We start from the raw sequence: 12081 nt of genomic DNA on the forward strand, positions 1-12081 counted from the left end.
GCTGACGCCAGGAGGAGAAAGCGAACGTGGACGCCGAGCTGACCAACCGGAGCCGGGACGCGATCAACGCGGCCAGCAACAGGGCCGTGTCCCAGGGACACGCCGACCTCATCCCCGCCCATCTGCTCCTCGCTCTGCTCCAGGGCCAGGAGAACGACAACATCGTCGATCTCCTGGCCGCCGTCGACGCGGACCAGGCGGCCGTGCGGGCCGGGGCCGAGAAGGTGCTCGGCGCGCTGCCCAGCGTGACCGGGTCCACCGTCGCGCCCCCGCAGCCCAACCGCGAGCTGCTTTCCGTCATCGCCGACGCGCAGAGCCGGGCCCGCGAGCTGGGGGACGAGTACCTGTCGACCGAGCACCTGCTCATCGGCATCGCCGCCAAGGGAGGACAGGCCGGTGACGTGCTGGACCGGCAGGGAGCGACCCCGAAGAAGCTCCAGGAGGCCTTCCAGAAGTCCCGCGGCGGGCGCCGGGTGACCAGCGCCGACCCCGAGGGGCAGTACAAGGCCCTGGAGAAGTTCGGGACGGACTTCACCGCCGCCGCCCGCGAGGGCAAGCTCGACCCGGTCATCGGGCGGGACCAGGAGATCCGGCGCGTCGTGCAGGTCCTCTCCCGGCGCACGAAGAACAACCCCGTCCTCATCGGCGAGCCCGGCGTCGGCAAGACCGCCGTCGTCGAGGGGCTCGCCCAGCGGATCGTCAAGGGCGACGTGCCCGAGTCCCTCAGGAACAAGCGGCTCGTCGCGCTCGACCTCGGCGCGATGGTCGCGGGCGCCAAGTACCGGGGCGAGTTCGAGGAGCGGCTGAAGACCGTCCTCGCCGAGATCAAGGACTCCGACGGGCAGATCATCACCTTCATCGACGAGCTGCACACGGTCGTCGGCGCGGGCGCCGGCGGCGACTCCGCCATGGACGCCGGCAACATGCTCAAGCCGATGCTCGCGCGCGGTGAGCTGCGCATGGTCGGTGCCACGACGCTCGACGAGTACCGGGAGCGGATCGAGAAGGACCCGGCGCTGGAGCGCCGTTTCCAGCAGGTGCTGGTGGCGGAGCCGTCGGTCGAGGACACCATCGCGATCCTGCGCGGGCTCAAGGGCCGCTACGAGGCCCACCACAAGGTGCAGATCGCGGACGCGGCCCTGGTCGCCGCCGCGACCCTCTCCGACCGGTACATCACCTCCCGCTTCCTCCCCGACAAGGCCATCGACCTGGTCGACGAGGCGGCCTCCCGCCTCCGCATGGAGATCGACTCCTCCCCGGTCGAGATCGACGAGCTCCAGCGGTCCGTGGACCGGCTGAAGATGGAGGAGCTGGCGCTCAGCAAGGAGACGGACGCCGCCTCCCGCGAGCGGCTGGAGAAGCTGCGCCGCGACCTCGCCGACCGGGAGGAGGAGCTGCGCCTGCTCACCGCCCGCTGGGAGAAGGAGAAGCAGTCCCTCAACCGGGTCGGCGCGCTGAAGGAGAAGCTCGACGAACTGCGCGGCCAGGCCGAACGCGCCCAGCGTGACGGCGACTTCGACACCGCGAGCAAGCTGCTGTACGGCGAGATCCCGACCCTGGAGCGCGACCTGGAAGCCGCGTCCGAGGCCGAGGAGGAGGCCGCGAAGGACACCATGGTCAAGGAGGAGGTCGGCTCGGACGACATCGCCGACGTCGTCGCCTCCTGGACCGGTATCCCCGCGGGCCGCCTCCTGGAGGGCGAGACGCAGAAGCTGCTCCGCATGGAGGACGAGCTCGGCCGCCGTCTCATCGGCCAGGCGGAAGCGGTGCAGGCCGTCTCCGACGCCGTACGCCGCTCCCGCGCCGGTATCGCCGACCCCGACCGCCCCACCGGCTCCTTCCTCTTCCTCGGCCCGACCGGCGTCGGCAAGACCGAGCTGGCCAAGGCCCTCGCCGACTTCCTCTTCGACGACGAGCGGGCCATGATCCGCATCGACATGTCGGAGTACGGCGAGAAGCACAGCGTCGCCCGCCTGGTCGGCGCGCCCCCCGGCTACGTCGGCTACGAGGAGGGCGGCCAGCTCACGGAGGCGGTGCGCAGGCGCCCGTACAGCGTGGTCCTGCTGGACGAGGTGGAGAAGGCGCACCCGGAGGTCTTCGACGTCCTGCTCCAGGTCCTGGACGACGGCCGGCTGACCGACGGCCAGGGCCGTACCGTCGACTTCCGCAACACCATCCTGGTGCTGACGTCGAACCTGGGCAGCCAGTACCTGGTCGACCCGGTGAGCACCGAGGCGGAGAAGAAGGAGCAGGTCCTGGAGGTGGTGCGGGCCTCCTTCAAGCCGGAGTTCCTCAACCGGCTCGACGACCTGGTCGTCTTCTCGGCCCTGAACAAGGAGGAGCTGGAGCGGATCGCCCGCCTCCAGATCGACCGCCTGGCCAAGCGGCTCGCCGAACGCCGCCTCACCCTGGAGGTCACCGACGCGGCCCTGGCCTGGCTCGCCGACGAGGGCAACGACCCGGCGTACGGCGCCCGCCCGCTGCGCCGCCTGGTCCAGACGGCCATCGGCGACCGGCTGGCCAAGGAGATCCTGGCCGGCGAGGTCAAGGACGGCGACACGGTCCGGGTGGACACCTTCGGCGAGGGCGAGGGCCTGATCGTGGGCCCGGCGACCGGCAAGACGCTGTAGCGCCCCCGCGCACGGCCCCGCCCCCGCGCACGGCCCCGCCCCGGCTCACGGTCCCGCCCCGGCTCACGTCACGTCGTGAACGCCGAGTACCGCACCCGTACGGTCTCGGCGTTCACGTGCGTCACGTTCACGTCGACGTAGTAGGCGTCCGTCCCGGGGTGGCCGGTGACGTCGAGCTGGAAGCAGTAGTCCGAGCCGTGCACACAGGCCTGGGTTCCGGGGCCGCCCGGCTCGGGCGCCTCCGGATAGGTGTCGGTCAGCCAGGCGTCGAAGCCCGCGCGCGGCATCCGGAAGTCGGCCTGGTAGTTCGTGTCCAGCCAGGACTGCACCGTGCACTCGGCATCCTGGGCGCCCGCCGGCAGCTCGGCCCCGCCGAACGCCAGAGCCTCGGCACAGGGCACCTTCTTCAGCCGGGTCCCGTCCACCTCCTCGTCGTCGGTCAGCACCGAGACGACGAGCAGCACCAGCAGGCCGCCCACCAGCAGCACCGGCAGGGCCAGGATGGCCGCCACCACGCCCCACCTGGTCCGGCCCCGTGGCCCCCGTCCCGGCGGCACTCCGTCCTCGCTTCGCTCGTTCGCCATGCGAATCCCCTCCACCTGTCACCGCCTCTTCGCGCAACAGGCCGGATCATGTCAGCTCAGGGCTGACAGGCCCGTGCTGGGCTTGCCACCCCCCTCCCCGCATGGGGGAGGATGGCGGGATCCGTACGAAGGGAAAATCACGGTGAGCATCGACCCGTCCTCGATTCCGAACTTCGGGGGCCAGCAGGAGCCGCAGCCCCAGGGTGGACCGGCGGGCCCCGTCGTCCCGGATCAGGATCTCGTGAAGCAGCTCCTCGACCAGATGGAGCTGAAGTACGTCGTCGACGACGAGGGTGACCTCGCGGCGCCGTGGGAGGAGTTCCGTACGTACTTCATGTTCCGCGGCGAGGGTGACCAGGCGGTCTACTCGGTGCGGACCTTCTACGACCGGCCCCACAAGATCGACGACAAGGTGGCGCTGCTCGAGTCGATCGACGACTGGAACCGCCGCACCCTGTGGCCGAAGGTCTACACGCACACCCACGACGACGGCACCGTCCGCCTCATCGGCGAGGCGCAGCTGCTGATCGGCGCCGGTGTGAACATCGAGCTCTTCGTCTCCTCGACGGTGAGCTGGGTGCGGGCGGCGATCGAGTTCGACAAGTGGCTCGTGGAGCAGCTGGGCCTGGAGTCGGCGGTCAACGACGCCGACGAGAAGCCCGAAGACGGCGCCGAGGGCGCCGAGGGCGACAACTAGTCCACACCCTGCCTGTAAGCCGAGCGGGCGCCCGTCCACAGCCTGTGGACGGGCGCCCGCTCGCGTGGGGCCCGTCTCAGCCGGCCAGCGCCTTGAGCCGGGTCGCCGCCTCCTCCAGCACGCTCACCCGCTTGCAGAACGCGAACCGTACGAAGGGCGCGCCCTCCTCGCGGTGGTCGTAGAAGACGGCGTTCGGGATGGCGACCACGCCCGCGCGCTCGGGCAGCGAGCGGCAGAAGGCGAAGCCGTCGGACTCGCCGAGGGGGCGGATGTCGGTGGTGACGAAGTAGGTGCCGGCCGGGCGGAAGACCGCGAAGCCCGCGTCCGCGAGCCCCGCCGCCAGCAGGTCGCGCTTGACCCGCATGTCCGCGCGGAAGTCGGCGAAGTAGCTGTCGGGCAGGGCCAGCGCCTCGGCGACCGCGTACTGGAACGGGCCGGACGACACATACGTCAGGAACTGCTTCGCCGAGCGCACCGCCGTGACCAGCCCGGGCGCCGCCGTGACCCAGCCGACCTTCCAGCCGGTGAACGAGAACGTCTTGCCGCTCGACCCGATGGTGACCGTCCGCTCCCGCATCCCGGGCAGCGTCGCCAGCGGCACATGCTCGGCCTCGTCGAAGACCAGGTGCTCGTACACCTCGTCCGTCACGACGAGCAGGTCCCGCTCCACCGCCAGCTCGGCGATCGCGGTCAGCTCCTCGCGGGTGAGGACCGTGCCGGTCGGGTTGTGCGGGGTGTTGATCAGCAGCAGCCGGGTGCGCCCGGTGACCGCGTCGCGCAGCTCGTCCAGGTCGAGGCGGAAACGGGCCTGCTCGGGGTCCGGGCGCAGGGTGACCGGCACCCGCGTGGCGCCCGCCATGGCGATGCAGGCCGCGTAGGAGTCGTAGTACGGCTCGAGGGCGACGACCTCGTCGCCGGGCTCCAGCAGCGCGAGCAGGGTGGCGGCGATGGCCTCCGTGGCGCCCGCGGTGACCAGGACCTCCGTGTCCGGGTCGAAGGAGAGGCCGTAACGGCGGCGCTGGTGGTCGGCGATCGCCGTGCGCAGCTCGGGTACGCCGGGGCCCGGCGGGTACTGGTTGCCGCGCCCGTCCCGCAGCGCCCGCACGGCCGCCTCGCGGACCTCCTCGGGGCCGTCGGTGTCGGGGAACCCCTGCCCCAGGTTGATCGCGCCGGTCGCCGCGGCCAGGGCGGACATCTCGGCGAAGATCGTCGTCCCGAACTCGGCGAGACGGCGGTTGAGGAAGGGGCGCGCGGTGGAGGTCATGCGGGTCATCCTGCGCCGAAGCTCTGGAGTTCCTCAACTGACGTTCACGGATCGGGACCTGCACCGGTGCACAGGACACAGTCTCTGAGCAGGGAGAAAGCCGTTGTCGTCTGTCGTCGTCTGTCGTCGTCGGCCACCCTCGGACGGCCCGGAGACGGCCCGGCGAGGGGCGTTCTGAGCCGCTAGCCACTTGTTGCGTCACTTGTCGTCCGGCTTGTCGCTTGTCTTGTCTTGTCGCAGGTCAGACAAGGTTTCCGCCTTCAGGACAAGCGCGGGGGCGTCCGTATCTCTGAGGGCGACAAGCGACAAGACAAGCACGTGCGGGCGGGGGAGGACGGGCGGCAGGCCATGTAGGAGAAGGAGCAAGTAGGAGCGGCCTACGGCCGCGCATCTCTTGGCGCTCGTTGCGCTCACGCGTCGGCTGCCGTCGGGCCGTAGCCGCCCAACGGAGGGCCTGACGCCCCTTCGACGCGGTCGGGGGCCCCTCGCGGCGTGTTCGGCCGCGAGGGGCCCCCTAACGGCGCTCTGTGACGGAAGTTTCCGCTCCCGCGCGCACGCGTAAAGGGCCCGCCGGAAACCGGGAAACTTGGAAACTGGCTACCCCTAGTGACCGGGGCGGCCCTTCACCCGCGCCGCAGTGCGGTGGCGAGGACGGCAATCCAGGGGCGGGGGAGCCCCGCCGCCTGGAATGCCACGCGGAAGACGTTCGAAGGGGCGGGGCGGCCGGCGTGGGCGAGCGCTGTCGGGCATGTCCCGCTCTGTGCGGGTCACCACGGTTCTTCAGGAAGGAAAGCGGTGGTGTGTACCGCGATTCTCCCCTTCTGAAGAGCGCTTCCCCAATTTGTCCGCTAGACGCACCTTCTCCCGTGACGTATGGGCTTATGCAGACGACTCAACCCAGTAATGGCGCACGTTCGAGACCCCGTTGACCACCAACTCCCCCTCGATTTCATGCTCCCCGAAGACCCCTCCAGGGAAGAGGAGTTCCACGGTCCGCCCGAAACATCCACGGGTAAAACCGGGATTGAAGGGGGAGGTGGAGCACACATCATTGCTGCCGTAGTCGCTCCACGTGCGGCCCGCGATGCTGACTGCCACGCTGGCTGTGCTCTGTACGACTACAACGACTTGCGCGCCGTGGCCGTTGAAGACTTCACACACCTTCCACTTGATGAAGTTGGACACCGTGTGGTTGGCGTAACCCGTGCACTTCCAGGTGGAGTTAGTGTCGACGGGCGCCCAGTTGGGTGCGGCGCCAGCTGGCGTGGCGGACACTGTAAGGGCACCAGCGGTGGCTGCGGCCACTGCCAAAAGCTTGAAGCGCATTGAGTTTCCCCTCATCACAGTTCGAGCCGCACCGCAGCGCAGCGGTCTCTGGCGCGAACTGATGTTCCCTCAGCGAGTGATGGTTGATCATAAAGTGCAATTGAGGGAGTGGACAGCCGCTTTCCCGTCAAGGCGCCTCGCACAGTTCAAGGGTGATGGCAAATGTCACGAGGCAGCGTGACTGAGGTCAGGTGAGGGGGCCGAAGCACACACGTGCCTGACCCCTCAACTGGCGTTCACGGATCGGGACCTGCGCGGGTGCCCAAGGCACCACCTCTGAGCAGGGAAAGAGCCGTCGTGGTCTGTCGTCGTTGGTCACTCTTGAACGGCCCACGGACGGCCCGGCCAGGACGAGCGCGGCTCCGACACCGATGGCACCGTCTTCCTGCTGCGGAGCGCGCTGGGCCTCGGTGGCGGCCTGGTGGGCGCCTGGGAGCTGACCCGCCAGGCCTCGGGACCGGGCTGGCGAAAGCCGCGTCTCCTCTCCGCGATCGCGGCCCTGACACTCACCGGGCATCTCGTCGTCTAGAGCCGGGAATCAGCGGGGCCCGACCGACGCGGGGCCCGCTGAACGCCGCCGGTCGACCCCCACGAGAACGGCCCCCGACCGATTCACCCACGGTGACTCGCGCCACGGCGGTTTTCAAGAGCGTCGCGCTGTACGCATCGGTACCCCGTTTGACCAGGTGAAACACAGCGGCGGCTGCCCGCGATAAGCCTTCTGGCCCAGGGATGGCCCACCAGCCTGCGAAAGGTCACAGCACGCTTTCCAACTGTCCGCATGGCCGTACGGAGGCGTCCGTGGGGGTTCACGCGGTAGGTCAGACGGGGTGCGCGTACGGCGGTGAACGGTGGCGGCCAGCTCACTCCCTGCTGTAGGTAAGCATCCGTTGCGTCCATCCCACCAGTTGACGGATTACCGTGCTGGACCTTCGTGCGCCATGTTTCGTGAAAGGCAGCACTACCAGTGCTGGAAGGCTGGCGATGGTTACCAACACGAGGGGTACGAGACACAAAGTGACCAAAAGAACGCGTTGCAGTGCGAGCGATGTGGCCATTAGTCGGGAAATCACGGTTGGTGCGAGCAACAGACACCCCTTGGGTTCGGTCGGATGCTCGTCACCTTGCATGCCGGCTCCCAGTTGCAAGAAGCTGCATCCGTTGACTCTGCGATGCAACAATGAACGACGAGGAAGGGGGGTTTGCAATGGGGGAAGGTCGCAGGTCAGCGGGCCGCAGGTCTGAGATTGAGGTGAGTACTCTGCCGGAGGTTGCAGCTCTTGCAACCGAGTTGACCTTGATCTTCAAGAGTCTCGATATCAGCCAACAGCAATACGCAATCAGAACAAATTATGACAAAAGCTATGTTTCTCGCTTCCTCGGTGGCAGACGTGTAGCCACGCAAGAGTTCATCGATCGCCTGTTGCATGAAATTGGAAGCCATCGTCAAACATCCGTAACGGAGGAAACTCGTGCGCGCTCGAGTCAACTTCGCAACAGTGCCTTACGGGTATCAGCGTGAGGTAAAGGAAGACGCGCTGCTGTCGCGCAACCCTTGCGGTGCACGGACCGTTCGGCGCCCCAAGCCTGACCCGCATCACGTAGTTCCATGGGTGCCCGCGCAGGTGTTCGCTGTTCGAGCGGCCCTTCCGGAGCGGTACCGAGCGATGGTCGACGTCGGCGCCGGGTGCGGTCTGCGACAGGGCGAGGTGTTCGGGCTGGCTGAGGACGCCATCGACGCTGACGGGCAGACACTTCACGTGGTCCGGCAGATCAAGCACGTGGATGGGCACCCGGTGTTCGCTCTCCCCAAGGGCGGTAAGAAGCGGGACGTGCCGCTGCCTGACTCCCTGGCGGAGGCTCTCCGGGCGCACATGGATGTCTGCAAGCCGGTAGAGATCACGTTGCCCTGGGACGTGCCGGAGGGCCCGAAGGTGTCCGCCCGGCTGATCTTCACGGCTGAGCAAGGGGGCATGGTGTGGCGGAGCAACTTCAACGGCAAGGAGTGGAAACCCGCTCTCGCGGACGCGGGCCTCATCCCGCCGGGAGCGGATGAGAACGGGAAGTACGAGTCGGCGCGGGAGCACGGGATGCACGCCCTGCGGCACTTCTACGCCTCTGCGCTGTTGGACGCGGGCGAGAACATCAAGGCCGTCAGCGAGTACATGGGGCATGCCGATCCGGGGCTGACGCTGCGGGTGTACGCCCACCTGATGCCCGAGAGTCGCGAGCGTGCCCGTCGTGCCATCGACTCCGTGTTCCAGCGCATCTCTCAGGAAGCTCACGGCCCACAGACGGCCCAGTGAGACTCAGACGGCCCCTGACCTGCCCTTCTGTGCAGGTCAGGGGCTTTTTCCTCGGGAGAACCCTCTGAAGTTCCTCAACTCTGCTTTGGCAGATGAGACGGGCGGGCATCCCCCGTGCACGTGGCGCTCAGACGCCACGCGAGGCGCCCACGGGGGGCCGCTTCGGGGGACACGGAAGGAGGGTGACGCCATGGTCTTCGGCATCATCCTGGCGGTGATCGGAATCGTGTTCGTGGCGGCCATGCTGGCCAACGGCGCCACGAGGTCGCACCGCGGCGGCCGGTCGCGCCGATACAGCTCCGGCGGTGGCGCGGCCGGCGGTGGCGGGGGCAGCTGGTGGGCCGGCGGGGGAGACGGCGGCTCCGGCGGCGGCCACCACGGCGGCCACTCCTGCGGCGGAGGGTCGTCCTGCGGGGGCGGCGGATCGTCCTGCGGCGGAGGCGGCGGAGGCGGCGGATGCGGCGGAGGCAGCTGACACGGGGCAGCTGAGCTCCCCGCGGGGGGCCGCATCCGGACCGCGGGGCCCGATCCTGACCACGGGCTCCGCGGTCGCACCGGTCATGGCGGCCACATCCTCTACCCGCGCTCGCGGCTTTCATGTGGGGCGCGTGGATGCACGCCTGGGCCGCCTGGGGTACGCCATAGTTGAACAATTGAGCTGTGACCCCCCCGAGGGATGGAAACCCCACGAAGTTGGGTAAAAACGCTGTGGAGCCACCACAGTTCATGATTCCCTCTAATCCATCAACGCAGCCCCTCGGACCCCTTCGGACGTCCCCTGCGGACGACCTTCCGGACCGGGCCGACCGGGGCCGTTCTCCCGGCTTCGACCGGGGTGCGCCGACCTGCCCCCTCTCCTCTTTGCGTCTCCGCGGAGCCGATCCATGCTCACGACCCTGAACACCTCCTACACCGACACGCGCGCGGCCGATCTCGCCTGGGCCCTGGGGCGAGAGCCGCTGCCCGCCCTCGCCACGCTCGACCTCGAACTGTCCGCTGCCAAGCTGGAGCTGAGACTGCTCGGCGCATCGCACCAGGTGCTGCTCGAGGAGGAGCAGGGCTCTTGTTCCGAGACGGTGGCCTGCATCCCCGGCAGCAGCACCCCGCTCCCGCTGGGCGTCGCCAAGCGGATCGGCGACTGGGAGTACGAGTTCGCGGCGCGCGTCGAGGTGCTCTCGCCCGGCCGGTTCGCGGGCCGCGCCCAGGAACTCCTGGCCCTCGTCTCCGAGCACCCGCACGGCCTCGCCGGCGTCTTCCCCGGCAGCCCGCACGCCTTCACCGCCCTGCTCGCCCACCGCAGCGACGGCCAGGTGCACTGGCGCACCTGGCACGCCTACCCGCAGGACGGGCAGCTGGTCGCGACCAGGACGAGGGTGGGTGTCCGGGTCCGGACGGGCGATCCCGGCCTGTCCGTGAGCGCCTCCGCCCACGGAGTCTGAGGCGCCGGCGGCTCAAACGTCCGCTGCGCAAACGACCTTGGATTCCACACGTGTGGGTGACGAAGGGTACCCATGCCGTGACGTAACGTCGCAGTCGTGATCGAACCGCACGCGCCGGCCCCGCCCGGTGTCCGACCGGACCGGAAGCCGCCCCCGCAAGGGCTCGCGCGGCTCCCCGTCCGGCCGGCCACCGGGCGGTTCCTGGTCCTCGCGTGCGTCTTCGTCTGCGCGGCCTGCGGTCTCGTCTACGAACTGGAACTCGTCGCACTCGCCTCCTACTTGATGGGCGACTCCGTCACCCAGGCCTCCGTCGTGCTGTCCGTCATGGTCTTCGCGATGGGCGTCGGCTCGCTCGCCGCCAAACGGCTGCGCCGGTTCGCCGCGGCCGGCTTCGGCGCCCTGGAGACGACCCTCGCCCTGGTCGGCGGGTGCAGCGCCATGGCGCTCTACGCGGTGTTCGCCTGGACCGGCGACTGGGGCGGCGTGTGGGCCCATGGCCCCCGCGTGCTCCTCGTCGCGTTCTCCCTCGCCATCGGTGTGCTCATCGGCGCCGAGGTGCCCCTCCTCATGGAGCTCATCCAGCGCATCCGCCGCCAGGACGCGGGCGGCGCGGTGGCCGACCTGTTCGCCGCGGACTACGTGGGCGCGCTGGTCGGCGGCCTCGCCTTCCCCTTCCTGCTGCTGCCGTTCCTGGGCCAGCTGACCAGTTCCCTGCTGACCGGCGGGGTCAACGTCGTGGCTGGGGCCGCCCTGGTCCTGGGCCTCTTCCGCCGCGACCTCACCTGCCGGGCCCGCTGTCTCCTGCTCGTCGCCAACATCGCCGTCCTCGGCGTCCTCGCCTCCGCCGCCGTCCTCGTCGACGACTTCGAACGGGCGGCCCGGCAGGCGGTGTACGGCGACGACGTGCGCGTGGCGGTGCGGACCGGCGTCCAGGAGATCGTCCTCACCGGCGGCACCGACGGCCGGCCCCTCGGCCTCTACCAGGACGGCCGCCTCCGCTTCGCGGGCCACGACGAGCGGCGGTATCACGAGGCCCTGGTCCAGCCCGCGATGAGCGGCCCCCACGCGCGCGTGCTGATCCTCGGCGGCGGCGACGGCCTGGCCGCCCGCGAGGCCCTGGACCACCCCGGTGTGCGCCGCGTCGACGTCGTGGCGTTCGATCCCGGCCTGGTCCGGCTGGCCCGCACCGACCCGGGCCTGTCCCGCCTCAACGACCACGCCTTCGGCGACCCGCGCGTCCACGTCGCCACGGAGGAGGCCTTCCAGTGGCTGCGCGGGGCCCCTCCGGCGACGTACGACGTGATCGTCGCGGATCTGCCCGACCCCGGCATGACGGCGAGCACGAAGCTCTACTCCCAGGAGTTCTACGGCCTCGCCCGCCGGGCCCTCGCCCCGAACGGCCGCCTCGTCGTGCACGCCGGCCCGGTCGCCGGTAGGCCGCGCGCGTTCTGGACGGTCGACGCGACGATGCGCGCGGCGGGTCTGCGCACCGCCCCCTACCGCGTGGACGGCCGCGACGCCGGTCTCACCGCGGACCCCGACCGCAGCACCGGCGGCTCCCGGGCCCCCCGTGACTGGGGCTTCGTCCTGGCCACCGCCGACACCCGCCCGCCGCTGCGCCTCGACCGGCACGAGCAGCCGCCGCGCACCCTGACCCAGGCGGAGTTGACGGCGGACGCGCGGGCGGCGGAGGCGACCCGGGTGACGGGACTGCGGCCCTCGACGTTGGTGCATCCGCGGTACTGATCCGGCGCCCGGGGGCGTATCACCGGCCGGAGCCCGGCGGAGCCGATTCCCGGTTTCGCCGGGTGCTTTCCGGTACCTGCTGGGTAGGC

Annotated in this window: 10 protein-coding genes; 7 read left to right on the top strand and 3 right to left on the bottom strand. The window is 69.8% G+C overall.

Annotated elements, in window-relative coordinates; translation table 11 throughout:
* The first annotated feature begins 26 nt into the window (after positions 1-26).
* The gene (clpB, locus tag G9272_RS24135) at positions 27-2630 is read left to right on the top strand and encodes an ATP-dependent chaperone ClpB (protein ID WP_171398493.1); all 2604 of its coding nucleotides are present in this window, start codon (positions 27-29) and stop codon (positions 2628-2630) included.
* Between the two features lie 68 nt (positions 2631-2698).
* Here clpB and G9272_RS24140 read toward each other — a convergent pair whose 3' ends face one another.
* Positions 2699-3214, bottom strand: a complete 516-nt coding sequence (locus G9272_RS24140; protein ID WP_171398494.1) for a hypothetical protein — start codon at positions 3212-3214, stop codon at positions 2699-2701.
* Positions 3215-3356: 142 nt separating this feature from the next.
* Between G9272_RS24140 and G9272_RS24145 the strand changes: the two genes are divergently transcribed.
* Positions 3357-3911 (top strand): YbjN domain-containing protein, encoded by a 555-nt coding sequence (locus tag G9272_RS24145; RefSeq protein WP_020129182.1) that lies wholly within the window; start codon positions 3357-3359, stop codon positions 3909-3911.
* A gap of 76 nt (positions 3912-3987) precedes the next feature.
* Here G9272_RS24145 and G9272_RS24150 read toward each other — a convergent pair whose 3' ends face one another.
* Positions 3988-5184, bottom strand: coding sequence for a pyridoxal phosphate-dependent aminotransferase (locus G9272_RS24150; protein ID WP_171398495.1), 1197 nt, complete (start codon positions 5182-5184; stop codon positions 3988-3990).
* An 870-nt stretch (positions 5185-6054) separates the two neighbouring features.
* Positions 6055-6501 carry a hypothetical protein gene (locus G9272_RS24155; protein ID WP_171398496.1) on the bottom strand — a complete coding sequence of 149 codons (447 nt, stop codon included), beginning with the start codon at positions 6499-6501 and terminating at the stop codon, positions 6055-6057.
* 1180 nt (positions 6502-7681) lie between these two features.
* On the opposite strand from G9272_RS24155, the gene G9272_RS24160 reads away from it, so the two are divergent.
* The 5 genes from G9272_RS24160 to G9272_RS24180 all read left to right on the top strand — a co-directional run bounded on the left by G9272_RS24160 (position 7682) and on the right by G9272_RS24180 (position 11992).
* On the top strand, positions 7682-8023 hold the full coding sequence (locus G9272_RS24160; protein ID WP_171398497.1) for a helix-turn-helix domain-containing protein: 342 nt from the start codon (positions 7682-7684) through the stop codon (positions 8021-8023).
* A 103-nt stretch (positions 8024-8126) separates the two neighbouring features.
* On the top strand, positions 8127-8807 hold the full coding sequence (locus G9272_RS24165) for a tyrosine-type recombinase/integrase (protein ID WP_437184296.1): 681 nt from the start codon (positions 8127-8129) through the stop codon (positions 8805-8807).
* 190 nt (positions 8808-8997) lie between these two features.
* A complete protein-coding gene (locus G9272_RS24170; protein ID WP_171398499.1) occupies positions 8998-9282 on the top strand; it encodes a hypothetical protein in 285 nt (94 codons plus the stop codon).
* Between the two features lie 409 nt (positions 9283-9691).
* Complete coding sequence (locus G9272_RS24175) at positions 9692-10246, top strand: DUF2617 family protein (RefSeq protein ID WP_171398500.1); 555 nt, start codon at positions 9692-9694, stop codon at positions 10244-10246.
* Positions 10247-10342: 96 nt separating this feature from the next.
* Positions 10343-11992 (top strand): polyamine aminopropyltransferase, encoded by a 1650-nt coding sequence (locus tag G9272_RS24180; RefSeq protein ID WP_171398501.1) that lies wholly within the window; start codon positions 10343-10345, stop codon positions 11990-11992.
* The last annotated feature ends 89 nt before the right edge of the window (positions 11993-12081 follow it).

Origin of the sequence: Streptomyces asoensis, from assembly GCF_013085465.1 — a bacterium.
Lineage (GTDB): Bacteria > Actinomycetota > Actinomycetes > Streptomycetales > Streptomycetaceae > Streptomyces > Streptomyces cacaoi_A.